The 21,808-nt window shown below is 58.7% G+C and carries 26 protein-coding genes; 17 read left to right on the top strand and 9 right to left on the bottom strand.

Features of this window, described 5'->3' with window-relative positions:
• Window positions 1–221 precede the first annotated feature (221 nt).
• Both H8F22_RS18815 and H8F22_RS18810 read right to left on the bottom strand, forming a co-directional pair.
• On the bottom strand, window positions 222–1,442 hold the full coding sequence (locus H8F22_RS18815) for a CaiB/BaiF CoA transferase family protein (RefSeq protein ID WP_027926096.1): 1,221 nt from the start codon (window positions 1,440–1,442) through the stop codon (window positions 222–224).
• Window positions 1,443–1,455: 13 nt separating this feature from the next.
• Window positions 1,456–2,637 (bottom strand): acyl-CoA dehydrogenase, encoded by a 1,182-nt coding sequence (locus tag H8F22_RS18810; RefSeq protein ID WP_027926097.1) that lies wholly within the window; start codon window positions 2,635–2,637, stop codon window positions 1,456–1,458.
• A 157-nt stretch (window positions 2,638–2,794) separates the two neighbouring features.
• Here H8F22_RS18810 and H8F22_RS18805 point away from each other — a divergent pair, with 157 nt between their 5' ends.
• The 11 genes from H8F22_RS18805 (at window position 2,795) to H8F22_RS18755 (ending at window position 12,926) form a co-directional block, all read left to right on the top strand.
• Window positions 2,795–3,694 (top strand): LysR family transcriptional regulator, encoded by a 900-nt coding sequence (locus tag H8F22_RS18805; protein WP_194940536.1) that lies wholly within the window; start codon window positions 2,795–2,797, stop codon window positions 3,692–3,694.
• A 435-nt stretch (window positions 3,695–4,129) separates the two neighbouring features.
• The gene (locus H8F22_RS18800; RefSeq protein WP_027926099.1) at window positions 4,130–5,251 is read left to right on the top strand and encodes a Re/Si-specific NAD(P)(+) transhydrogenase subunit alpha; all 1,122 of its coding nucleotides are present in this window, start codon (window positions 4,130–4,132) and stop codon (window positions 5,249–5,251) included.
• A gap of 15 nt (window positions 5,252–5,266) precedes the next feature.
• Window positions 5,267–5,590 carry an NAD(P) transhydrogenase subunit alpha gene (locus tag H8F22_RS18795; RefSeq protein WP_007947884.1) on the top strand — a complete coding sequence of 108 codons (324 nt, stop codon included), beginning with the start codon at window positions 5,267–5,269 and terminating at the stop codon, window positions 5,588–5,590.
• The gene (locus H8F22_RS18790) at window positions 5,590–7,023 is read left to right on the top strand and encodes an NAD(P)(+) transhydrogenase (Re/Si-specific) subunit beta (protein ID WP_027926100.1); all 1,434 of its coding nucleotides are present in this window, start codon (window positions 5,590–5,592) and stop codon (window positions 7,021–7,023) included. The genes H8F22_RS18795 and H8F22_RS18790 overlap by 1 nt, the downstream gene beginning before the upstream one ends.
• Before the next feature lie 214 nt (window positions 7,024–7,237).
• Window positions 7,238–8,731, top strand: a complete 1,494-nt coding sequence (locus H8F22_RS18785) for an acetyl-CoA hydrolase/transferase family protein (RefSeq protein ID WP_027926101.1) — start codon at window positions 7,238–7,240, stop codon at window positions 8,729–8,731.
• A 319-nt stretch (window positions 8,732–9,050) separates the two neighbouring features.
• Window positions 9,051–9,266 carry a DUF1127 domain-containing protein gene (locus H8F22_RS18780; RefSeq protein ID WP_007947887.1) on the top strand — a complete coding sequence of 72 codons (216 nt, stop codon included), beginning with the start codon at window positions 9,051–9,053 and terminating at the stop codon, window positions 9,264–9,266.
• Window positions 9,267–9,522: 256 nt separating this feature from the next.
• Window positions 9,523–9,732 (top strand): DUF1127 domain-containing protein, encoded by a 210-nt coding sequence (locus H8F22_RS18775; RefSeq protein ID WP_027926102.1) that lies wholly within the window; start codon window positions 9,523–9,525, stop codon window positions 9,730–9,732.
• A 142-nt stretch (window positions 9,733–9,874) separates the two neighbouring features.
• Entirely contained in the window at window positions 9,875–10,195 is a 321-nt protein-coding gene (locus H8F22_RS18770) for a DUF2388 domain-containing protein (protein WP_194940535.1), read from the top strand.
• A 107-nt stretch (window positions 10,196–10,302) separates the two neighbouring features.
• Complete coding sequence (locus H8F22_RS18765) at window positions 10,303–10,620, top strand: DUF2388 domain-containing protein (RefSeq protein ID WP_027926104.1); 318 nt, start codon at window positions 10,303–10,305, stop codon at window positions 10,618–10,620.
• 27 nt (window positions 10,621–10,647) lie between these two features.
• Entirely contained in the window at window positions 10,648–10,968 is a 321-nt protein-coding gene (locus tag H8F22_RS18760; RefSeq protein WP_027926105.1) for a DUF2388 domain-containing protein, read from the top strand.
• Window positions 10,965–12,926 (top strand): DUF7844 domain-containing protein, encoded by a 1,962-nt coding sequence (locus tag H8F22_RS18755; protein ID WP_059181872.1) that lies wholly within the window; start codon window positions 10,965–10,967, stop codon window positions 12,924–12,926. Before H8F22_RS18760 ends, H8F22_RS18755 begins: the two co-directional genes overlap by 4 nt.
• Before the next feature lie 50 nt (window positions 12,927–12,976).
• On the opposite strand, the gene H8F22_RS18750 is transcribed toward H8F22_RS18755, so the two are convergent.
• From H8F22_RS18750 to trpB, 3 genes are all read right to left on the bottom strand, one after another.
• Complete coding sequence (locus H8F22_RS18750; protein ID WP_027926107.1) at window positions 12,977–13,432, bottom strand: anti-virulence regulator CigR family protein; 456 nt, start codon at window positions 13,430–13,432, stop codon at window positions 12,977–12,979.
• 121 nt (window positions 13,433–13,553) lie between these two features.
• Window positions 13,554–14,366 (bottom strand): tryptophan synthase subunit alpha, encoded by an 813-nt coding sequence (gene trpA / locus H8F22_RS18745; protein ID WP_027926108.1) that lies wholly within the window; start codon window positions 14,364–14,366, stop codon window positions 13,554–13,556.
• On the bottom strand, window positions 14,366–15,586 hold the full coding sequence (trpB, locus tag H8F22_RS18740; protein ID WP_027926109.1) for a tryptophan synthase subunit beta: 1,221 nt from the start codon (window positions 15,584–15,586) through the stop codon (window positions 14,366–14,368). The genes trpA and trpB overlap by 1 nt, the downstream gene beginning before the upstream one ends.
• A gap of 111 nt (window positions 15,587–15,697) precedes the next feature.
• Here trpB and H8F22_RS18735 point away from each other — a divergent pair, with 111 nt between their 5' ends.
• On the top strand, window positions 15,698–16,591 hold the full coding sequence (locus H8F22_RS18735) for a LysR family transcriptional regulator (RefSeq protein WP_027926110.1): 894 nt from the start codon (window positions 15,698–15,700) through the stop codon (window positions 16,589–16,591).
• On the opposite strand, the gene H8F22_RS18730 is transcribed toward H8F22_RS18735, so the two are convergent.
• Window positions 16,588–16,914: a DUF883 family protein gene (locus H8F22_RS18730; protein WP_140665532.1), complete on the bottom strand. Its 327-nt coding sequence runs from the start codon at window positions 16,912–16,914 to the stop codon at window positions 16,588–16,590. The two genes, H8F22_RS18735 and H8F22_RS18730, sit on opposite strands and share 4 nt — an antisense overlap.
• A gap of 155 nt (window positions 16,915–17,069) precedes the next feature.
• Here H8F22_RS18730 and H8F22_RS18725 point away from each other — a divergent pair, with 155 nt between their 5' ends.
• Together H8F22_RS18725 and H8F22_RS18720 are read left to right on the top strand one after the other, a co-directional pair.
• Window positions 17,070–17,285, top strand: coding sequence for a dodecin (locus tag H8F22_RS18725; RefSeq protein ID WP_008027736.1), 216 nt, complete (start codon window positions 17,070–17,072; stop codon window positions 17,283–17,285).
• A gap of 122 nt (window positions 17,286–17,407) precedes the next feature.
• Entirely contained in the window at window positions 17,408–17,629 is a 222-nt protein-coding gene (locus H8F22_RS18720; RefSeq protein ID WP_027926112.1) for a DUF1161 domain-containing protein, read from the top strand.
• A 64-nt stretch (window positions 17,630–17,693) separates the two neighbouring features.
• On the opposite strand, the gene H8F22_RS18715 is transcribed toward H8F22_RS18720, so the two are convergent.
• Window positions 17,694–18,695, bottom strand: coding sequence for an LLM class flavin-dependent oxidoreductase (locus tag H8F22_RS18715; protein WP_027926113.1), 1,002 nt, complete (start codon window positions 18,693–18,695; stop codon window positions 17,694–17,696).
• Between the two features lie 244 nt (window positions 18,696–18,939).
• Here H8F22_RS18715 and H8F22_RS18710 point away from each other — a divergent pair, with 244 nt between their 5' ends.
• Window positions 18,940–19,371, top strand: coding sequence for an OsmC family protein (locus H8F22_RS18710; protein ID WP_027926114.1), 432 nt, complete (start codon window positions 18,940–18,942; stop codon window positions 19,369–19,371).
• Between the two features lie 149 nt (window positions 19,372–19,520).
• Window positions 19,521–19,760, top strand: coding sequence for a DUF1161 domain-containing protein (locus H8F22_RS18705; RefSeq protein WP_027926115.1), 240 nt, complete (start codon window positions 19,521–19,523; stop codon window positions 19,758–19,760).
• A 6-nt stretch (window positions 19,761–19,766) separates the two neighbouring features.
• Here H8F22_RS18705 and H8F22_RS18700 read toward each other — a convergent pair whose 3' ends face one another.
• Both H8F22_RS18700 and H8F22_RS18695 read right to left on the bottom strand, forming a co-directional pair.
• Window positions 19,767–20,189, bottom strand: a complete 423-nt coding sequence (locus H8F22_RS18700) for a PA0061/PA0062 family lipoprotein (RefSeq protein ID WP_027926116.1) — start codon at window positions 20,187–20,189, stop codon at window positions 19,767–19,769.
• 41 nt (window positions 20,190–20,230) lie between these two features.
• The gene (locus H8F22_RS18695) at window positions 20,231–20,653 is read right to left on the bottom strand and encodes a PA0061/PA0062 family lipoprotein (RefSeq protein WP_027926117.1); all 423 of its coding nucleotides are present in this window, start codon (window positions 20,651–20,653) and stop codon (window positions 20,231–20,233) included.
• A gap of 60 nt (window positions 20,654–20,713) precedes the next feature.
• On the opposite strand from H8F22_RS18695, the gene H8F22_RS18690 reads away from it, so the two are divergent.
• Complete coding sequence (locus tag H8F22_RS18690) at window positions 20,714–21,805, top strand: aminopeptidase (protein ID WP_027926118.1); 1,092 nt, start codon at window positions 20,714–20,716, stop codon at window positions 21,803–21,805.
• Window positions 21,806–21,808: the final 3 nt, after the last annotated feature.

The raw sequence follows: 21,808 nt of genomic DNA, 5'->3' as shown, positions 1-21,808 counted from the left end.
ATGACCTGAAGCCGCTTGCTGCCGAAAACTGCGTAACTCTTTGTTTACCAAGGAGTTTTCCGTTTCGACTGCGCCGGAAGTGGGGCGAATTATAGACATCCAGAATCTGCCGTCAAGCAATGATTTGGCTTATCCATCAATAACTTGCCGAACGGTGCAAAACCACCCGATTCCTCTCTATATAGAAGGGGAAACTGCTCCCTTCTATATAGAGGAAGCCCTCAGAGCACCCCAGCCTCTTTGAAAGCAGCCACGGCATCAGCCCCGAGACCCAACACTCGCTGCAGAACCTCCTCCGTATGCTCCCCCAGCAATGGAGGAGCATTGCGGTATTCCACCGGGGTCTCGGACAGACGAATAGGGCTCGCCACCTGCGGCACCATCCCTGCCAACGCATGGGGCATTTCAATCGCCAACCCACGCGCCTTGACCTGAGGATCCGCAAACATCTGCGCCAGGTCATTGATCGGGCCGCAGGGCACCCCAGCCTGCTCGAGCTGTAAGACCCATTCAGCAGTGGTCTTAAAGACTGTCGCTTGGCGGATCAGCGGAATCAACACCGCCCTGTTCGCCACTCGCAGCTTATTAGTCGCAAAGCGTGGGTCATCCGCCCACTGCGGTTGCCCGGCCACTTCAGCAAACTTGCGGAACTGACCATCGTTCCCAACGGTAAGGATGAAGTCGCCGTCCGCCGTAGGAAAATCCTGATAAGGCACGATGTTCGGGTGCGCGTTACCCAAGCGCTTGGGCGCATTGCCCGTCGTCAGGTAGTTCATCGCCTGGTTAGCCAGACAGGCGACCTGAACATCCAGCAACGCCATGTCGATGTGCTGACCGCCGCCGTCGTGATCCCGATGCGCAAGTGCTGCCAGAATCGCCACCGTCGAATAGAGCCCGGTCAAAATGTCTGTCAGCGCCACACCGACCTTCACCGGGCCGGCGCCCTCATCCCCTTCCGGCCGCCCCGTGAGGCTCATCAGGCCGCCAAGCCCCTGGATCATGAAGTCATAACCGGCACGCTTGGCGTAAGGACCGGTCTGACCAAACCCGGTAATCGAGCAATAGATCAGATTCGGATTGATGGCTTTAAGCGACGCATAGTCCAGCCCATAAGCCGCCAACCCACCGACCTTGAAGTTCTCGATCAGGATGTCCGATTTGGCGGCCAAATCACGCACCAACTTCTGACCTTCCGGACGCGTGAAGTCGATGGTGACCGATTGCTTGTTACGATTGGCCGACAAGTAATAGGCGGCCTCGCTGGTGTTCTCGCCATAGGCATCTTTTAGAAAAGGAGGCCCCCAAGCGCGCGTGTCATCGCCATTGCCCGGGCGCTCGACCTTGATCACCTCAGCGCCAAGGTCAGCCAGGATCTGCCCGGACCAAGGCCCAGCCAGTACCCGCGATAAATCCAGTACCCGCAGATGCGAAAGCGCGCCCATGGACGTTCTCCTATTAATAGAACGCCTGGATGCCGGTTTGCGCGCGACCGAGAATCAGTGCGTGGACGTCATGCGTACCTTCATAGGTATTCACCACTTCCAGGTTGACCAGATGGCGCGCGACACCGAACTCATCGGAGATGCCGTTGCCGCCCAGCATGTCGCGCGCCATACGAGCGATGTCCAGGGACTTGCCGCAGGAGTTGCGCTTCATCATCGAAGTGATCTCGACCGCCGCAGTGCCTTCGTCCTTCATACGCCCCAGACGCAGGCAGCCTTGCAGCGCCATGGTGATTTCGGTCTGCATGTCAGCGAGTTTCTTCTGGATCAACTGAGTGGCAGCCAATGGACGACCGAATTGCTGACGATCCAGGGTGTATTGGCGAGCGGTGTGCCAGCAGAACTCGGCAGCCCCCAGCGCGCCCCAGGAAATGCCATAGCGTGCGGAGTTGAGGCAGGTAAACGGCCCCTTCAAACCGCGGACGTCCGGGAAGATGTTCTCTTCAGGAACAAACACGTTGTCCATGACGATTTCGCCAGTGATGGACGCGCGCAAGCCAACCTTGCCGTGAATCGCCGGAGTGCTCAGGCCTTTCCAGCCCTTCTCCAGAACAAAACCACGGATGTCGCCGGCGTCATCCTTGGCCCAGACCACGAACACATCAGCGATCGGGCTGTTGGTGATCCACATCTTGCTGCCGGTCAGGCTGTATCCGCCTTCCACTTTGCGTGCACGAGTAATCATCGCGCCCGGGTCGGAGCCGTGGTTAGGCTCGGTCAGACCGAAGCAGCCAATCCATTCACCGGTAGCCAGTTTCGGCAGGTACTTCTGCTTCTGGGCTTCAGTGCCGAATTCATTGATCGGCACCATCACCAGCGAGGACTGCACGCTCATCATCGAGCGATAGCCGGAATCGACTCGCTCGACTTCACGAGCGATCAGACCGTAGCTGACATAATTGAGGCCGCTGCCGCCGTACTGCTCAGGGATGGTCGCGCCCAACAGGCCGACTTCGCCCATTTCACGGAAGATCGCCGGATCAGTCTTCTCATGACGGAAAGCTTCGAGAACGCGCGGTGCGAGTTTCTGCTGAGCGAATTGCTCGGCAGTGTCGCGAATCATGCGTTCTTCTTCAGTGAGCTGTTGATCCAGCAGCAGAGGATCGATCCAGTTGAAGCTAGCTTTACCGCCCATGAGTGTGTCCTCTCGAATCGGGTCAAATTGCGTGGACTGATCCTAGGCCGGGTTCGGCGTTACGGCAAACGAGGATTTTGCATACTGTTGTGCTAATTTCTCACTCCGTAACATCGCAAAATAGCCTTTATGCGATGGATTAGTGAGGTTGACGTACATGCGCAGGAAAATCCCCAGCACAACGGCCCTGATCAGTTTTGAAGCGGCTGCACGCCACGAAAGCTTCACCAAGGCTGCCCAGGAGCTTTCGCTGACCCAGGGTGCCATTTGCCGACAGATTGCCAGCCTGGAGGAATTCCTTGGCGTCGAACTGTTCCGACGCTCGCGGCGTGGTGTGAAGCTGACAGAAGCCGGACTTTCCTACAGCCGTCGCGTCGCCACGCAACTCGATGCGGTGGAGCGGGACACGTTGTCGGTGATGGGGCAACAGGGCGCCAACGTGATCGAACTGGCAGTGGTTCCGACCTTTGGCACCCAGTGGCTGCTGCCACGACTCAAGGACTTCCAGCAGAAGCATCCGGAAGTGACGGTTAACCTTACAAACCGTACCCGGCCTTTTCTGTTTGCCGACACTGACTTCGATGCAGCGATCTACTTCGGTGACGCCGACTGGTCCGGTACCGAATCCCACAGGTTGATGGGCGAAAATCCGATGCCAGTGTGCAGCCCTGCCCTATTGGGCAAGAAGACAAATCTGACATCCGCTGAGATCGCCGAACTCCCCCTTCTGCAGCAGACCACCCGCCCTTATGCATGGCGTCAGTGGTTCAACTCGCAGCACCTCAATATCCCACGGGACATGACAGGACCGCGCTACGAGCTATTCTCCATGCTTGCCCAAGCGGCCATGCATGACATGGGCATCGCGCTGATTCCACCGTTCCTTATTCAGCGTGAATTGGCCGAGAAGCGCCTGGTGATTGCCAACCCGCAGGCACTGTCGAGCATCAAGGCTTATTACCTGATGATTCCCGAGCGAAAGGTGGAATCGGCGTCCTTAAAGGCATTTCGCGACTGGCTGCTCAATCAGGCGAACAGCTACAACCTAGAGGGTTAAAGGGTTCAGCCAATTAGCTGACCCCGTAGTCAGCATAATAAAAGCCCTACAGATATAACTATATGTCGCATATACACAGACTGTGTGGACAAGCAGCACAAACGTCCCACAAGCGCCTGATGACGTGGCTTTGCGCCGCTATCGGCAGGCAATGACGCCTCATTCACAGTAAAGATATGTAATTTGTCAATTTTCAACAAAGTCCCTTACAAGTCACGGCCTGCAAGGGCTTGAGCCAGTTAGTTGCGACATTCGGTCACGGGGTGACTTGTAGTTAATTTTCCGTCACCCGTCATAATCCCTTGAAGGGCACAAAGTTCGCCTGCAAAATGCCGCGCCCCGCCCTGATTCGGCGGGATCGTGCTGATCGGCCGCCCCAGCCGCACCATCCGAAGTGCCTGGGTTTACTCAATAAGATCACGCAGGAGATTTGACGTGCACATTGGTGTTCCTCTCGAAACCCAGACGGGTGAAACACGGGTTGCTGCAACCCCGGAAACCATCAAGAAGCTGATCGGCCAGGGTCATAAAGTCACTGTGCAAAGCGGCGCCGGCATTAATGCCAGCGTTGTCGACAGTGCTTATGAAGCGGCAGGCGCAACGATTGGCAGCGCCAACGATGCGTTTGGTGCCGAGCTGATTCTCAAGGTGGTCGCTCCCAGCGACAGCGAACTGGCGCAGATTAAAAGCGGCACCGTTGTCGTGGGCATGCTCAATCCGTTCAGCAATGAAACCATCGCCAAGCTGGCCGACCGCGGCATCACCGCCTTCGCCCTGGAGGCCGCGCCACGCACCTCCCGTGCGCAGAGCCTGGATGTGCTGTCCTCGCAAGCGAACATCGCCGGCTATAAAGCCGTGTTGTTGGCCGCTCATCACTATCCGCGCTTCATGCCGATGCTGATGACCGCTGCGGGCACCGTGAAAGCGGCGCGCGTGCTGATTCTCGGCGCGGGCGTGGCCGGCTTGCAGGCGATTGCGACTGCCAAGCGTCTGGGCGCGGTAATCGAGGCCTCGGACGTACGTCCGGCGGTGAAGGAACAAATCGAATCCCTGGGTGCGAAGTTCGTCGACGTGCCGTACGAAACCGATGAAGAGCGCGAATGCGCCGTCGGTGTCGGCGGTTACGCGCGGCCAATGCCCGCCAGCTGGATGCAACGTCAGGCCCTGGCCGTGCATGAACGCGCCAAGCAGGCTGACATCGTCATCACCACCGCACTGATTCCCGGCCGCAAGGCCCCGACGCTGTTGAGCGCGGAAACCGTGGCGCAGATGAAGCCGGGCTCAGTGGTCATCGACCTCGCGGCGGCTCAGGGCGGCAACTGCCCACTGACCGTGGCGGATCAGGTCGTAGTCGAGAATGGCGTGACCATTTGCGGCCCGACCAATCTGGCCGGTGCAGTGGCGGCAGACGCTTCGGCGCTGTATGCACGCAACCTGCTGGACTTCCTGAAGCTGGTCTTCAACAAAGACGGCCAGTTCGAAGTGAACCTCGAAGACGATATCGTCGCCGCGTGCCTGATGTGCCGCGACGGCCAAGTCATCCGCAAAAACGCCTAAGCAGGGATTCAGACGATGGAAGAGCTTATCTCCCCCGGTATCTACAACCTGATCATCTTCGTGCTGGCGATTTATGTCGGTTATCACGTGGTCTGGAACGTTACACCTGCACTGCACACGCCATTGATGGCCGTGACCAACGCCATCTCGGCCATCGTTATCGTCGGCGCCATGCTGGCGGCGGCGCTGACCGTCACGCCCCTGGGCAAAACCATGGGGACCCTCGCGGTGGCCCTGGCGGCGGTGAACGTGTTTGGTGGCTTCCTGGTAACCCGCAGGATGCTTGAGATGTTCAAGAAAAAAGCCCCGAAAGTCGTAAAAGAAGAGGCGCCCAAGTAATGAGCATGAACCTTGTCACGACGCTCTACCTGATCGCGTCGATCTGCTTCATCCAGGCCCTTAAAGGCCTGTCGCACCCAACCACGTCCCGGCGCGGCAATGTGTACGGCATGCTCGGCATGGCGTTGGCGATCCTCACCACCGTTGGCCTCATCTACAAGCTGGGCGCCGAGCTGGCCACTGCCGGTATCGGTTACGTCATCGTCGGCCTGCTGGTCGGCGGCACCGCCGGCTCGATCATGGCCAAGCGCGTCGAGATGACCAAGATGCCGGAACTGGTCGCCTTCATGCATAGCATGATTGGTATGGCCGCCGTGTTCATCGCCATTGCTGCGGTTGTTGAGCCGCAGTCCCTGGGCATCGTCAAGCAACTGGGCGACGCGATTCCAGCGGGTAACCGTCTGGAGCTGTTCCTCGGCGCAGCCATCGGTGCAATCACCTTCTCCGGTTCGGTGATCGCTTTCGGCAAGCTGTCGGGCAAGTACAAGTTCCGCCTGTTCCAGGGCGCACCGGTACAGTTCGGCGGCCAGCACAAGCTGAACCTGCTGTTGGGCCTGGCAACGCTGGGCCTCGGCGTGACCTTCATGCTGACGGGCAATCTGAGTGCCTTCGCCTTGATGCTGGCCCTGGCCTTCGTGCTTGGCGTGCTGATCATCATCCCGATTGGCGGCGCGGACATGCCGGTCGTCGTGTCGATGCTCAACAGCTACTCCGGCTGGGCGGCGGCGGGTATCGGCTTCTCGCTGAACAACTCGATGCTGATCATCGCCGGTTCGCTGGTGGGCTCCAGCGGTGCGATCCTCTCGTACATCATGTGCAAGGCGATGAACCGTTCCTTCTTTAATGTGCTGCTTGGCGGCTTCGGCAACACAGCCGATGCGGGTCCGGCCGGCGCCAAGGAAGCCCGCCCGGTGAAATCCGGCTCGGCTGACGACGCGACGTTCCTGCTGACCAACGCCGACACCGTGATCATCGTTCCTGGCTACGGCCTGGCGGTGGCACGGGCGCAACACGCGCTGAAAGAACTGACCGAGAAGCTGACCCATCGTGGCGTGACCGTGAAGTACGCGATCCACCCGGTTGCCGGTCGGATGCCTGGCCACATGAACGTATTGCTGGCCGAGGCCGAAGTGCCTTACGACCAGGTGTTCGAGATGGAAGACATCAACTCCGAGTTCGGTCAGGCCGACGTGGTGCTGGTGCTGGGCGCCAACGACGTGGTCAACCCGGCCGCGAAGAACGATCCGAAATCGCCGATTGCCGGCATGCCGATTCTGGAAGCGTTCAAGGCCAAGACCATCATCGTCAACAAGCGCTCGATGGCCAGCGGCTATGCCGGTCTGGACAACGAACTGTTTTACCTGGACAAGACCATGATGGTTTTTGGCGACGCCAAGAAAGTCATCGAAGACATGGTCAAAGCCGTCGAGTAACCCTCATCGGCACACAGAACGCCCCGACTCGTCGGGGCGTTTTTGTTTGCGCAAATCGTCCAACAAAACTACGCTTTTGTTACCGATCCGGTAATGGTGTTTTGCTCAAAAGGCCCGAAATAGACGCCTCGTTTGCGACCTTGGTAGCGGGACAGGAGTCGGTGTAATTCACTAGACTGCGCATCCTGCTTCCCGTTGCCCGAGATAACAATCCATGTACCGTGACCGTATTCGCCTGCCTTCCTTGTTGGATAAAGTGATGAGCGCCGCCGACGCCGCTGCTCTGATTGAAGACGGCATGACCGTCGGCATGAGTGGCTTCACCCGCGCCGGCGAAGCCAAAGCCGTCCCCCAGGCATTGGCCGAGCGCGCCAAGGTCTCGCCGCTGAAAATCACCCTGATGACCGGCGCCAGCCTGGGCAACGACCTCGATAAACAGCTCACCGAAGCCGGCGTACTGTCGCGACGCATGCCGTTCCAGGTCGACAGCACCCTGCGCAAGGCTATTAATGCGGGCGAGGTGATGTTCATCGACCAGCACCTCTCGGAAACCGTGGAGCAACTGCGCAACCAGCAACTCAAGCTGCCGGACATCGCGGTGATTGAAGCGGTGGCAATCACCGAGCACGGCCATATCGTGCCGACCACGTCGGTTGGCAACTCAGCCAGCTTCGCGATTTTCGCCAAACACGTGATCGTCGAGATCAACATGGCGCACAACCCGAATCTCGAAGGCCTGCACGACATCTATATCCCGACTTATCGCCCGACCCGCACGCCGATTCCGCTGGTGAAAGTTGATGACCGTATTGGCAGCACCGCCATCCCGATCCCGCCGGAGAAAATCGTCGCGATCGTGATCACCAATCAGCCGGACTCGCCGTCCACCGTATTGCCACCCGACGCCGATACCCAAGCCATCGCGGACCACCTGATCAACTTCTTCAAGCAAGAGGTGGCCGCCGGGCGCATGACCACCAAGCTCGGCCCGCTGCAGGCCGGCATCGGCACCATTGCCAACTCGGTGATGTGCGGCCTGATTGATTCGCCGTTCGAAGACCTGACCATGTACTCCGAGGTGCTGCAGGATTCGACCTTCGACCTGATCGACGCCGGCAAACTGAGCTTCGCATCCGGCAGCTCGATTACCTTGTCGAGTCGTCGCAACGCTGACGTGTTTGGCAACCTCGAGCGCTACAAGGACAAACTGGTCCTGCGCCCACAGGAAATCTCCAACCACCCTGAAGTCGTGCGCCGACTGGGTATCATCGGCGTCAACACGGCGCTGGAGTTCGACCTGTACGGCAACGTCAACTCCACCCACGTCTGCGGCACACGGATGATGAACGGCATTGGCGGCTCGGGCGACTTCGCGCGCAATGCGCATTTGTCCGTCTTCGTCACCAAATCGATCGCCAAGGGCGGCGCGATCTCCAGTGTCGTGCCGATGGTCAGCCACGTTGACCACACGGAACATGACGTCGACATCCTCGTTACCGAGATCGGCCTCGCCGACTTGCGTGGACTGGCACCCCGGGAACGGGCGCGAGTCATCATCGACAACTGCGTGCACCCGGACTATCGCCAGGCCCTGGACGACTACTTCACCGCCGCTTGCGCGATTGGCGGGCATACGCCACATATCCTGCGTGATGCACTGAGCTGGCACATCAACCTGGAAGAAACCGGGCGCATGCTCAGGGCGTAATTGGTACAGATGGAGGCTGACGCAAACACAATTTCGTCAGCCTGCCGTTGCCAACGAAAAATCTGTTTAAAACTGTACTGCTGTACTGGTCATTTCCTACCGTAAATACCTACCTTTTCAGACCAAACGAGCAAAAATGCACGATATCGGTGCGGACAGGTACAGTTGCCTCAATTTCGACCAGTACACCCACTATTAACAGTTAACTGGTCCCTCACAATACAGGTGAACTGTATCTACAGAGACTAGGCAAACGAGAGGATCATGGGCACCAGTTAAACCACTACCTAATCCCGCCACAAGCGGAAGGATGTCAATCATGGAACGTACACTCAGTTCCGACCTGTTCTTCGAAGACACTGCTGCAAAAACCCAGGCTTCCATGCCTCTGCGCGTTATCGCCAACCTGATGCTGTGGCAGCGCCGCATCTCCAGCCGCCACCAACTGGCTCGCCTGGATTCGCGTCTGCTGGCTGACGCCGGGATTAGCGAAGCACAACGCTACGAAGAGCTGAGCAAGCCGTTCTGGCGCTAACTTAGCGTCGCTGGCCCTGACCCATCGGGTCCACTGCCAGCATCCCAGATTGAAAAAACAAAGCCCGTCGTGGGAAACCACGACGGGCTTTGTCGTTTTGGGTCCGTGAAATCCGAAAAACAAAGAGAGCTCTATAAAACCAGTACAGTTAGTTAATAACTGACATTGTACAAGTACAATTTCAGCGCGGTGTGCCTGTTTCGCAAGAACAGAGGGGATCACCATGGAATCTCATTCCAAGCACAAGGATCGCGCCATGAATAACTTACAAGATGTTTCCGCTCTTGCGCCGCAATCGAAACCTCGTTTCACCACACTTCAACATGCGTGGACAGCGCTCTCCCGTTGCCTGGAACGGGCCAGAACCCGGCGCTTGTTGGGGCGACTCGACGCGCAGCAATTGTCAGACCTGGGCATCAGCCACGCCGACCGCCTCAACGAACTGGATAAACCGTTCTGGCGCTAATGTTCTGCCAGTACAGACGGGGCTGTTTGAATGGATAAAAGCGCCTAATATTCGATCAGAACGTGGCGAGCGCTGTAGGACAGACGTCTGATCCCGCAGATACCTCGCCACCTCTCAATCGGTTTTACAAAGGAGTTACACCATGTCCCGTCTTCGCTTTCTCAGTGTCGCAGCCCTGCTTGCCGTGGCTGCCAATGCTCACGCCTCCAGCTTTATCGTGACCACTGACTCTGTCGTCAGAGCGTTAAAGGCCACATCCGATGCAACCACCGACGTCGTTTCATCTTCGTTCAAGGACAACAAGATTGTGCGTGAAGCTCGCGATGATGCCGCCAGCTTCGTCGCCAGCGAAGGCGGCATCCGTGGCGTAAAACTGGAAAGTGCACTCGATTACATTCGCCACCAGTCGCCACAGCTGAACGCATCCGATGCACAACTGGCACAAGCCATCCTGACCATCTAAGCGACACTCCTGACGCGGGACACGCCCAACGTGTCCCTATGTTTCGGCGCTGGCTCTAGCCCGGGTGTTGCGCTAGCCTTGGGACTCGCTTTCAGCTAACGAGTCTCATGCATTTTCATTCAAGGTTGCTGTTCACACCCCTATTGCTTGTGGCCTGCTGGTCGGGCTTGGCACACGCTTTCGATGCCTTCAATCTTTCTACACAAGGCACTGTCGCCAGTGGTTATGGCTCCAGTCTGGTGACCTCCGCGCCCTTCGACCGTAAACTGCTGCTCGCCGCGCACGATGATGCCGCTGCCTTCATCGCCAGTGACGGCCAATTGCGCGGAGCACAGCTGGAATCGGCCCTGATTTACCTGCGCCATTCCCGGCCAAAACTTCATGCAAGCGACCTTGAACTGGCACAAGCAATTCTCGTCCAATAGTTATCCTTGTTTCTCCGGAGTTGTTCCATGCGTAACCCGCTGATTGCCGCCACCCTTGGCCTGCTGTTGTTGGCTGACGTGGCCCAGGCCCATACCCTGGTTGCCACCAGTAACATGCTCATTCGTGCCACTCAGCGCACGCTTGATTTCACCTCGGACACCACCACCTCCATCCGTGACTCGAAGATCATTCGCGAAGCCCACGATGACGCCGCCAGTTTCGTCGCCAGCGATGGCGATATCCGCGGCGCGCACCTCGAAGCGGCCTTCAATACCCTACGCATTCGCGTGCCGGAAGCCCGGGATGCCAGTGACCAGGTACTCGCCGAAGCCATCCTCGCACTGTGAGGCCGTCAGCCGCCTGGCTGCTGGCCGGGGTCATGATGCTAATCGGCAGCACGGCCCACGCCAGCCTGCAATTACAGCTCAAGACTGAAGGCCTCAGCCCCGCACAACAGCAAGCCAGCCAGGCATTGCTCGATGAAGCCATGCAGGCGCTGCCGCCACGGTTCATCGAGCAACTGGACCGGCGTATCGATGTCGGCTGGACCGACGACATGCCGAGCAACGCCTACGGCCAGGCGACGCTGGTGTCCGAACTCGACTTGAATCGCAACCTGCTCGCCAGCCTCACCGACGGCAGCGCCGCGACCCGCAAAACCAATCGCCCCCACGGCACCGTCCGCCGCGAAATGCTCGCCACGGTGCTGCACGAACTGACTCACATCTATGACCGTTCGCGCCTTTGGCCAGATGCCGAGCGCAAACTGATTCAACACTGCACCCGACGGAGCAACAGCGCCGGACTGGTGGGAATTCCCGATCAGTGCCGTGGCCAGAATGATCGGCGCTTCACCCTCAGCGACGATCCGCGCCTCCTCGACCTCGCTGGCTGGCAACAATACGTCGGCCGTCGCGGTGAACGTGAACAGCACAACCGGCAGATAGCGCGCAGCCCGGACATTTACGAAACGGACAGCCCCAAAGAGTTCGTTGCGGTCAACATGGAGTATTTCCTCCTCGACCCGAGCTACGCCTGCCGTCGTCCGGCGCTGTACCGCTACTACCAGGAACACTTCGGCTGGGCGCCGGCGGCGAAAGACACCTGCGCCAAAACCTTCGCCTTCCTCAACGCCGGCAATGACTTTGCCAAAACACCCCTCGGGCAGGTTGATCCGGAACGGGTCTATGCCGTCGACTACTTGCTGGCCGAAGCCAATCAGAACTGGGTCAGTCGCTGGGGTCACAGCATGTTGCGGCTGGTGATCTGTGCGCCGGGACGACCACGAGGCCCCGACTGCCGTCTCGATCTGGACCAGCATCTGGTCTTGTCCTACCGCGCCTTCGTTGGTGATGTGCAGCTCTCGAGTTGGGACGGACTGGTCGGCAAATACCCGTCGCGCCTGTTTGTCCTGCCGCTCGCCCAGGTTATCGACGAGTACACCAAGACCGAACTGCGCAGCCTGGCTTCGGTGCCGCTGAACCTGTCGCGCAACGAGATCGAAGATGTGGTGGAACGTGCCGCCGAGATGCACTGGAGTTACGACGGCAACTACTTCTTCCTCTCCAACAATTGCGCGGTGGAAGAGCTGAAACTGCTGCGAGGCGGCACCAACAACCCAAAACTGGTCGGGCTCGATAACATCATGCCCAACGGCTTGCTGGCGGTGCTGAAGGGCCGGGGGCTGGCCGACACCAGCGTGCTGGACGATCCACGCGAAGCGCTACGACTGGGCTATCGCTTCGACTCCTTCCGTGACCGCTATCAAGCCATGTTCGACGTCCTGAAAAAGCGCTTGCCGATCAAGCAGGACAAAGTCGAGGACTGGCTGGCATTGAAAGCGGTCGAGCGCCGGCAATGGTTCGAGCAGGCGGACCTGCGCACCAGCGCGGCATTGCTGTTGCTGGAACAAGCTGCCTTCCGCCAACAATTGCTGCTGGCCCAGGACGAAGTGAAGCAACGCTACCTCGGCGCGCGAAATCTGGAAAACGGCGGCATGGACAAGGCCAATGCGACCTTGCAACAGCTCCTCGCCAATAGCGGCTACCTCAGTCGCCCGGCTGAACTGCTTGGCAGCGGCGGTTACGGGTTGCCCCAACCGAGTGAATGGCAACGCCTGGAATCGGAAAGCAGCCTGCGCCAAAAGCAATTACTGATGCTGACGGGCGATCTGGACAAGGAAGTTCGCGCACTGCTCGAACCGGATCGTGCAGCGGAAATGGCCGCCAATGAAGCCAACCTGAAGCAGGTTGGCGAACATCTACGCAAGCTGCACAAAGCAGCCGGCGGGTTGGAACTGCCATAAGAAAAAGGGCTTCGTGGAAAATCCGCGAAGCCCTTTTTTTGCACGTTAGATCAAAGCACCCCTTCCAGAACTTCGTACACAATCCCGGTGCCGACGGCGATCAGCACAATGTCGCTCCCTGCCCGGCGCCATTCGTACCCCGGGTAATACGGCAGGCGACCCAGCGCTCGATTGTCCAGACGCTCACCGTAATAGCCGTGAGGCAATGGCCGGCCGCGCTCCAGATGAATGCCTGGAGGTGGCGGCGCACCGCGCACGAAATACTCGTGGTGTTCGTGGATCGTCTGACGCACCGGACCGAAGTCGCGCGGCGGTGGGCCACCGCGATGGTTGTCCTGATGATCGCGGTGATCATCACCATGATTGTCGCCATGGTTATCGTACTGACCCTGTTGCGGGCCGCCGTGGTCGTGATTGTCGCGCTGATCGGCGTTCGCGTGCAGCAACGGGGTCGCGCTCAGCATCAGCACACCCAGGCTGGCAATCAGACGTTTCGGCATTTTCATCGGGTCTTTCCTCACGGCACCTACAGCAAAAAGGGCTTCAGAACGTAGTCCTGAAGCCCTCGGTCTTGCTGTTTAGTCTGTGCCGCGTGGCGCTAATTCCTCTGTATCAGGAACTTTACCTTCAGCTGACGCGAGCCTTACGCACGCCTTCTGCCAGCGCCGCGCAAAGGCTCAACACGCCATCAATCGCCTGATCAGGCGTTGAAGCATTGGCGATGTGATCGATTAATGCCGAGCCCACCACAACACCGTCCGCCAGACGCGCAATGGACGCGGCTTGCTCTGGAGTCCGAATGCCGAAACCGATGCTGATCGGCAAATCAGTGTGGCGACGCAGACGGGCAACCGCCTCTTCAACGTGTTCCAGCGTCGCCGCGCCCGCGCCGGTCACACCCGCCACCGACACGTAGTAAACAAAGCCGGAGCTGCCGTTCAGAACGGTCGGCAGGCGCACGTCATCGGTGGTCGGCGTGGTCAGACGAATGAAGTCCAGGCCCGCAGCCTGAGCCGGGTCGCACAACTCGCCGTTATGTTCCGGCGGCAAGTCGACCACGATCAGACCATCAACGCCGGCCTCTTTGGCGTCGGCAATGAAACGCGGCACGCCATACATGTGGATCGGGTTGAAGTAACCCATCAACACCAGCGGCGTCTCGGTGTTGCCTTCACGGAACTCGCGAACCATTTGCAGGGTTTTCGCCAGGTTCTGCTTGGCGCCCAAGGCGCGGATGTTGGCCAGCTGAATCGCCGGGCCATCGGCCATCGGATCGGTGAAGGGCATGCCCAACTCGATCACATCGGCGCCCGCCGCGGGTAAGCCTTTAAGGATCGCCAGGGAAGTGTCATAGCTCGGGTCGCCGGCGGTGACGAAGGTCACGAGGGCGGCGCGGTTCTGTTCCTTGAGTTCGGCAAAGCGCGTTTGCAGGCGGCTCATCAGTGTTTCTCCTGCGTCGATTGTTCCATATGGTGCATCACGGTTTGCATGTCTTTGTCGCCACGGCCGGACAGGTTGACCACCATCAGGTGATCTTTCGGCAGGGTCGGTGCGCGTTTGAACACTTCGGCCAAGGCGTGGGCGCTTTCCAGTGCAGGAATGATCCCTTCCAGGCGGCAGCATTTGTGGAACGCATCGAGGGCTTCGTCGTCGGTCACCGAGGTGTACTGAACGCGGCCGATGTCATGCAACCACGCATGTTCCGGGCCGATACCCGGGTAGTCGAGGCCGGCGGAAATCGAGTGGGCGTCGATGATCTGGCCATCGTCGTCCTGCAACAGGAAAGTACGGTTGCCGTGCAGCACGCCCGGTACGCCGCCATTCAGGCTGGCCGCATGCTTGCCGGTTTCGATGCCGTAACCGGCGGCTTCAACACCAATGATCTCGACGCTCTTGTCGTCAAGGAACGGGTGAAACAGGCCCATGGCGTTGGAACCGCCGCCGATGCACGCCACCAGGCTGTCCGGCAGACGGCCTTCCTGGGCTTGCAGCTGTTCACGGGTTTCCTTGCCGATCACGGCCTGGAAGTCGCGAACCATCGCCGGATAAGGGTGCGGACCGGCCACGGTGCCGATCAGGTAGAAGGTGTTGTCGACGTTGGTCACCCAGTCACGCAGGGCTTCGTTCATCGCGTCTTTCAACGTACCGGTGCCGGATACTACCGGGATCACTTCGGCGCCCAACAGCTTCATGCGGAACACGTTGGCTTGCTGACGTTCGATGTCGGTGGTGCCCATGTAGATCACGCAATCGAGGCCAAAACGCGCGGCCACGGTGGCAGTGGCCACGCCGTGCATGCCTGCACCAGTTTCAGCGATGATGCGTTTCTTGCCCATGCGCCGCGCCAGCAGGATCTGGCCGATGCAGTTGTTGATCTTGTGCGCGCCAGTGTGGTTCAGCTCTTCGCGCTTGAGGTAAATCTTCGCGCCGCCGCAGAACTCGGTCAGGCGTTCGGCATAGTAAAGAGGGCTTGGACGTCCGACATAATCACGCTGGAAGTAGGCCAATTCTTCTTTGAATGCCGGATCTTCCTTGGCCGCTTCGTATTCGCGGGCCAGGTCAAGGACCAACGGCATCAGGGTTTCGGCGACGTAGCGGCCACCGAACGCGCCAAACAGGCCGTTGGCGTCGGGGCCGGTGCGCAGATTAGTCTGGGTCATGGGTCGCTCCAGTGAATGCGTGAGATGACAATGGACTTAACTCTACCCCTGACGCCCCGACCTGAAAACCGATAAGATCGCCGCAACCTGTCAGGAAAACTCACAGATCACATGAGCCACGACCTTCCCCCGCTGAACGCCCTTCGCGCCTTTGAAGCCACTGCTCGTCTGAACAGCGTCAGTCAGGCCGCCGAACAGCTGCACGTCACCCATGGCGCGGTCAGCCGCCAGCTCAAGGTGCTCGAAGAACACCTCGGGGTCAGCCTGTTCGTCAAGGACGGTCGCGGCCTTAAACTCACAGATGCCGGCATTCGATTGCGCGACGCCAGCGGCGAAGCGTTCGAGCGGTTACGCACGGTGTGTGCGGAGCTGACGCGAAGCACCGCCGATGCGCCCTTCGTGCTCGGCTGCTCGGGAAGTTTGCTCGCACGCTGGTTTATTCCACGCCTGGGACGGCTGAATGCAGACCTGCCAGATCTGCGCCTGCACCTGTCCGCCGGCGAAGGCGATCTCGATCCACGTCGGCCGGGGCTTGATGCATTGCTGGTGTTTGCGGAGCCGCCATGGCCCGCGGACATGCAGGTCTATGAATTGACCAGTGAGCGGATCGGCCCGGTCATGAGCCCGCGATTCGCCGGCTACGAAAGGTTGCAAGGCGCGCCGGCCACAGCGCTGCTGAACGAACCGTTGCTTCACACCACCTCACGACCCCAAGCGTGGCCGAGTTGGGCGCAGCAAAGCGGCCTCGACGCCAAGGCGTTGAAGTACGGTCAGGGATTTGAGCATTTGTATTACTTGCTGGAAGCCGCTGTGGCCGGACTTGGAGTGGCGATTGCGCCGGAGCCACTGGTGGCCGAGGACGTGAAGGCCGGTCGCCTGGTTGCGCCATGGGGCTTCAGTGAAACCCCGGCGCAACTGGCATTGTGGCTACCCAAGCGCGCCGCGGACGGGCGGGCTCGGCAACTGGCGCAGTGGCTCAAGAACGAACTGCACCGAGCGGATTAATCCCCGCGTTTGCACAGCAGGTAGGCCGCTAGAAGACCCAACGCACCCACGGCAACACCGGCCGTCGTCCAAGGGTGTTCCTGGGCGTAGTCCCGAGTGGCGATCCCGGTTTCACGGGTTTTGACTTTGACGTCTTCGTACGCATCGCTGAGCAGATGACGGGAATGTTTCAGCGCGCTTTCGGCGTTGGCTTTCAGGGTTTTGAGGGTTCTACGCGACTCGTCCGACGCATCGTCCTTCAGGCTTTCCAACGATTTCAGCAGACTCTCGATTTCGGCTTCCATGCTTTGCAATGAGGCTTTACGTAATGAAGTGTTGGCCATGGTGGCTCTCCTGCATTGATTGAGTGGCGTGTGTTGGTTGGGACTTCAGGGGTTGGAGAAAGTGCAGTAAATCTGCACGTCCCTTTCAGATTGGCCGACGCCAGTAAGACGAAAAATCACTGCTAGGCTGTAATTCACACCCTGAGGAGAACGCCATGACTGACCATCACACCTACAAAAAAGTCGAACTGGTCGGCTCGTCCACCAGCAGCATTGAAGACGCCATCAATAACGCACTGGCCGAAGCCAGCAAAAGCCTCAAGTACATGGAATGGTTTGAAGTGACCGAAACCCGCGGGCACATCAAAGACGGCAAGGCGGCGCACTTTCAGGTGACGCTCAAAGTCGGGTTCCGGATTGCCAGCAGCTGAGTTTGAGCTAGTCTTCTGAACTTGCGCGCTGGCCGAGTGCCATAGGGAATGGCAAAGCGCTACATGTGTGTATCCGGCGAATCGCTGGATGCCCCTATTGATCCGACCAGGGAATGCGACCGATGAAGAAATTTATGTTGGCAGTTGGTTTGTTGAGCCTTGCGGGTACTGCGTTTGCGGGCGGCAAATCGTGCGAAGAGCTGAAAGCCGAAATCGCTGCGAAGCTGGATGCCAAGGGCGTTGCCGGTTACTCGCTGGAAATCGTCGATAAAGGTGCCGCTGCCGGCGGGAAAATTGTCGGCAAATGCGAAGCGGGCACCAAGGTCATCGTCTACAAGAAGTAACCTGATTGCGCTTTAAATGAAAAAGCCGACGCACTGCGTCGGCTTTTTTATGGGCGCTTTAATCTCAGCCCTTCATGACCTGTGCCAGCAGTTCATAGGAGTGGACACGGTCGGCGTGCTCATACAGATCGCAGGTAAAAATCAGCTCGTCGGCTTGGGTCTGCTCAACCAGCACATCCAGCTTGGCGCGGATTTTCTGCGGGCTGCCCACCATGGCCAATCCGAGGAAATCACTGACCGCTTCGCGCTCATGCGGCAACCACAACCCGTCCATGGTTTTCACCGGCGGACGTTGCACCAGACTCTGTCCACGCATCAACGCGAGAATCCGCTGATAAACCGACGTCGCCAGGTAATCGGCCTGCTCATCGGTATCCGCCGCCACCAGTGGCACGCCGAGCATCACGTAGGGTTTATCCAATACCGCTGAAGGCTTGAAGTGATTGCGGTAGACGCGAATCGCCTCATGCATGAAACGCGGTGCGAAATGGGAGGCGAAGGCGTAGGGCAACCCGCGCTCGCCGGCCAGTTGTGCACTGAACAGACTGGAGCCCAGCAGCCAGACCGGGACATTGGTGCCGGTGCCGGGCATGGCGATGATCCGCTGGTCCGGGGTGCGCGGGCCGAGGTAACGCATCAGTTCGGCCACGTCTTCCGGGAAATCGTCGGCGCTGCCGGAACGTTCGCGGCGCAGCGCGCGGGCAGTCATTTGATCGGAACCGGGCGCGCGGCCCAGGCCCAGGTCAATACGCCCCGGATACAGACTTTCCAGAGTGCCGAACTGCTCGGCGATCACCAACGGCGCGTGGTTAGGCAGCATTACGCCACCCGAACCGACCCGAATGGTCGACGTGCCACCCGCCAGATAACCCAGCAACACCGACGTCGCCGAGCTGGCGATGCCGTCCATGTTGTGGTGTTCGGCGACCCAGAAGCGGTTGTAGCCGAATTTTTCGACGTGTTGCGCCAGGTCCAGGGAGTTGCGCAGCGACTGGGCCGCGCTGCCGTTTTCACGCACGGGCACCAGATCAAGGGTCGAGAACTTGATGTCGGACAGTCGTTTCATAAACCTGCTACTCCAATTGAGGTCGCAGGTTTTTTCTCGTAAACGAAAACCTGCCGAATCCATAAGCGTGTTTCATCAATAAGGGCATATACCCGAGTTTCAATAGCCAAGGCAAAAAAACCTACGTAAACGGTAGGAATTAACCCGATCGGGTGAACTTTGCACCGCCGACTATCCTCAGAACCCTTAGCAACCGAAAACCACGAAGGCGCGACGCTCGTGCCGGGAACTTGAGGAGGCAGATATGGCTATTACGAAGAAAGCATCGGCTCATTGGGAAGGTGACCTGAAAACCGGCATCGGCTCGATCTCCACTGAAACCGGCGTGCTCAGAGAAGCGCCTTACGGCTTCAAGGCGCGCTTCGAAGGCGGCAAGGGCACCAATCCGGAAGAGTTGATCGGTGCCGCACACGCGGGCTGTTTCTCGATGGCGTTTTCAATGATTCTGGGCGATGCCGGTCTCAAGGCTGACAGCATCGACACCAACGCCGAAGTCACCCTGGATCAGGTGGACGGCGGTTTTGCGATCACCGCCGTGAAGTTGATCCTCAAGGCGAAAATCCCTGGGGCGACTCAGGCGCAATTTGAGGAACTGAGCAATAAAGCCAAAGAAGGCTGCCCGGTTTCCAAAGTGTTGAATGCGAAAATCAGTCTGGATGCGACGCTGCTCAGCTGAGCCGCAGTCTCGGATAAAAGATCGCAGCCTCAAGCAGGTTGCGGTCTTTTTTTGCGCTCGGACAAAACCTGACCCGCGAAAATGTGGTCGAATAAATGACAGCAGTGAAAGCGCATTACCCTGCGCACTGCTTCAAAGGAGCTTCAACCATGAAACGTTTTGCCTTGACGGTTATCTGTTGCGCACTGGCTACATCGGCCTTTGCAGCGCCGAAATCGTGTGAAGAACTCAAGAACGAGATCGAAATCAAGATTCAGGCAAACGCCGTGCCCTCCTACACGCTGGAAATTGTCTCGAAGGAAGAAGCCGAGAAGCACGACATTGCGATGATTGTCGGCACGTGTGACAACGGTACCAAAGCCATCATCTATCAAAAAAATGACCGCTGATTCGCCTCACATGAGGCAATAGGACTCACTGTCTTCAGCGACGATCTCGCGCTTGGCGTTGTACAACCGGGCACCAGGCGTAAACACGATCGACTGGCCGACCAGCACATAACGCTGACCGGCTTCGAAATGATCGTACTTGATGGTCAGGTAGCACAGCCGTTCCGTTGGACCGTCCATGACCCCCAACCCGCCACCACCGGGGATTTCAAAGTCGAATCGAACGAGCAAGACGTGGCTGCCGGGCGTAACCTGGAAAAAACGCCCGTCGTTCAACCGCTGTTTATCCAGTCGCTCGGCCATCAACAACTTGTCGTTCGGGAATGGCGTAGAAAAGTCGACCCAGGCCATCTGCGGATTAACCGCCGGCAATGGGCTCTGACAGCCAGCAACCACACTGGCGGCGAGCAACAGCATCAACCTGCGCATGATGAATGTCCCACTGATTCGGACATTCAGCATAACGCTGATCAGGTGTGTTGGCAGCCTGCCGGTGTGCCTTGGCCAATCACTTTTCGCTGTTGGTTATAGAGTTTTGCCCACGGCCGAAAACCGATGTTCCCCGCTTGCAGCTGATAGCGTTCACCAGCGTTGAAGTCGCTGAATTTCACATTCAGCTGGCAGTCACGCCACAACGGCTCGGCGTCAGGACCGATGTTGGTCGGCTGAACCGCGAACTGGTAGCGCACCGTCAGCTCATGACTACCGGGCTGCACCTGGAAATAGCGCTTGTCGTCGGAGGCTTTGTCATCGACTTCCACTGCTTGCAGTGCCGTGTCTTGCTGTTTTGATTCCAGGTCAATCCACGCTTGCGCCGGATCGTGGTGAGGGAATCCGAATCCAGCACAGCCCGTCAGCAACAACAGGCCCCCCGTCAGCATCAACTTGTGCATAGCGCAGCTCCAGTCAGGCGGGATAGTCTTGCGGGCAGACTTTCCAGGGATGATTTTATTTTGATCAGGCCGTTTCCAAGCCTTGGGTTACTTGATCGCGTTTTGCGCGTTTTGTTTCCGGGTGTGTTGCTTTTGTTGCTCAACGGTTGTGCCAGCGTCAGCTATTACGGCCAATTGGCCAGTGGCCAGCTGCAATTGCTGCGGGCCCGTGAGCCGGTTGCCGAGGTGATTGCCGATCCATCCCGCGATCAGAAACTTCGTGCGCACCTGGCCCAATCGCAAAAAGCCCGGACATTCGCCAGTGAGCATCTGCACCTGCCGGACAATCAAAGCTATCGCCTGTACGCCGATATAGGCCGTCCGTTCGTGGTCTGGAATGTCTTCGTCACCCCGGAATTTTCCCTGAAGCCGCAAAACCATTGCTTCCCGATCGCCGGCTGCGTCGCCTATCGCGGCTACTACAGCCAGAGCGCCGCCCGAGGCGAGGCCGCCGTGCAGCGCCTGCAAGGTATGGACGTTTCGATTGGGGGTGTCGAGGCGTACTCGACGCTTGGCTGGTTCAACGATCCGATCATCAGCTCAATGATGGGCTGGGGCGACGAGCGGCTGGCGACCCTGATTTTCCATGAGCTGGCGCATCAACGTGTTTATGTGAAGGATGACACCGAGTTCAACGAGTCTTTCGCCAGCTTTGTCGAGCAGGAAGGCACGCGCCAATGGCGCGCATCCCGAGGCCTGCCACCGGACAACGGCGCCCAGGTGCGGCGCCGGGATCAATTCACCCGATTGGTGCTGGAGACTCGCACGCGCCTTGAAACGCTTTACGCCCTGCCCTTGCCTGTGGATCAGATGCGCCAACGCAAGGCCGCTGAGTTCGAGCGACTGCGCAGCGAATACCGGCAGTTACGTGACAGCCAATGGGCGGGGGACAGACGCTATGACGCCTGGGTTAATGCGCCGATGAACAATGCCCGGCTGGTGCCGTTTGGGTTGTATGACCAATGGGTGCCGGGGTTTACGGCGTTGTTTCGGCACGAGGGTGGAGATTGGGTGAGGTTCTATGCGGCGGTCGAGAAGCTAGGGGTGCTGCCGGTTGGGGAGCGGAAGGCGGCGTTGAAGGCGTTGGCAGAATCTGGAGCTTTTGCTGGCTGAGCG

It is taken from the genome of Pseudomonas mucoides (genome assembly GCF_015461845.1).
GTDB lineage: Bacteria > Pseudomonadota > Gammaproteobacteria > Pseudomonadales > Pseudomonadaceae > Aquipseudomonas > Aquipseudomonas mucoides.
Note: the sequence above shows the minus strand (reverse complement) of the source record. Positions and strands in the feature narration are given on the sequence as shown.

Excerpts from the sequence above, each read along its gene's own strand:
- H8F22_RS18815 (WP_027926096.1), bottom strand. The coding sequence starts at position 1,442 with ATGGGCGCGCTTTCGCATCTGCGGGTACTGGATTTATCGCGGGTACTG.
- H8F22_RS18810 (WP_027926097.1), bottom strand. The coding sequence starts at position 2,637 with ATGGGCGGTAAAGCTAGCTTCAACTGGATCGATCCTCTGCTGCTGGAT.
- H8F22_RS18805 (WP_194940536.1), top strand. The coding sequence starts at position 2,795 with ATGCGCAGGAAAATCCCCAGCACAACGGCCCTGATCAGTTTTGAAGCG.
- H8F22_RS18795 (WP_007947884.1), top strand. The coding sequence starts at position 5,267 with ATGGAAGAGCTTATCTCCCCCGGTATCTACAACCTGATCATCTTCGTG.
- H8F22_RS18790 (WP_027926100.1), top strand. The coding sequence starts at position 5,590 with ATGAGCATGAACCTTGTCACGACGCTCTACCTGATCGCGTCGATCTGC.
- H8F22_RS18785 (WP_027926101.1), top strand. The coding sequence starts at position 7,238 with ATGTACCGTGACCGTATTCGCCTGCCTTCCTTGTTGGATAAAGTGATG.
- H8F22_RS18780 (WP_007947887.1), top strand. The coding sequence starts at position 9,051 with ATGGAACGTACACTCAGTTCCGACCTGTTCTTCGAAGACACTGCTGCA.
- H8F22_RS18775 (WP_027926102.1), top strand. The coding sequence starts at position 9,523 with ATGAATAACTTACAAGATGTTTCCGCTCTTGCGCCGCAATCGAAACCT.
- H8F22_RS18770 (WP_194940535.1), top strand. The coding sequence starts at position 9,875 with ATGTCCCGTCTTCGCTTTCTCAGTGTCGCAGCCCTGCTTGCCGTGGCT.
- H8F22_RS18765 (WP_027926104.1), top strand. The coding sequence starts at position 10,303 with ATGCATTTTCATTCAAGGTTGCTGTTCACACCCCTATTGCTTGTGGCC.
- H8F22_RS18760 (WP_027926105.1), top strand. The coding sequence starts at position 10,648 with ATGCGTAACCCGCTGATTGCCGCCACCCTTGGCCTGCTGTTGTTGGCT.
- H8F22_RS18750 (WP_027926107.1), bottom strand. The coding sequence starts at position 13,432 with ATGAAAATGCCGAAACGTCTGATTGCCAGCCTGGGTGTGCTGATGCTG.
- trpA (WP_027926108.1), bottom strand. The coding sequence starts at position 14,366 with ATGAGCCGCCTGCAAACGCGCTTTGCCGAACTCAAGGAACAGAACCGC.
- trpB (WP_027926109.1), bottom strand. The coding sequence starts at position 15,586 with ATGACCCAGACTAATCTGCGCACCGGCCCCGACGCCAACGGCCTGTTT.
- H8F22_RS18735 (WP_027926110.1), top strand. The coding sequence starts at position 15,698 with ATGAGCCACGACCTTCCCCCGCTGAACGCCCTTCGCGCCTTTGAAGCC.
- H8F22_RS18730 (WP_140665532.1), bottom strand. The coding sequence starts at position 16,914 with ATGGCCAACACTTCATTACGTAAAGCCTCATTGCAAAGCATGGAAGCC.
- H8F22_RS18725 (WP_008027736.1), top strand. The coding sequence starts at position 17,070 with ATGACTGACCATCACACCTACAAAAAAGTCGAACTGGTCGGCTCGTCC.
- H8F22_RS18720 (WP_027926112.1), top strand. The coding sequence starts at position 17,408 with ATGAAGAAATTTATGTTGGCAGTTGGTTTGTTGAGCCTTGCGGGTACT.
- H8F22_RS18715 (WP_027926113.1), bottom strand. The coding sequence starts at position 18,695 with ATGAAACGACTGTCCGACATCAAGTTCTCGACCCTTGATCTGGTGCCC.
- H8F22_RS18710 (WP_027926114.1), top strand. The coding sequence starts at position 18,940 with ATGGCTATTACGAAGAAAGCATCGGCTCATTGGGAAGGTGACCTGAAA.
- H8F22_RS18705 (WP_027926115.1), top strand. The coding sequence starts at position 19,521 with ATGAAACGTTTTGCCTTGACGGTTATCTGTTGCGCACTGGCTACATCG.
- H8F22_RS18700 (WP_027926116.1), bottom strand. The coding sequence starts at position 20,189 with ATGCGCAGGTTGATGCTGTTGCTCGCCGCCAGTGTGGTTGCTGGCTGT.
- H8F22_RS18695 (WP_027926117.1), bottom strand. The coding sequence starts at position 20,653 with ATGCACAAGTTGATGCTGACGGGGGGCCTGTTGTTGCTGACGGGCTGT.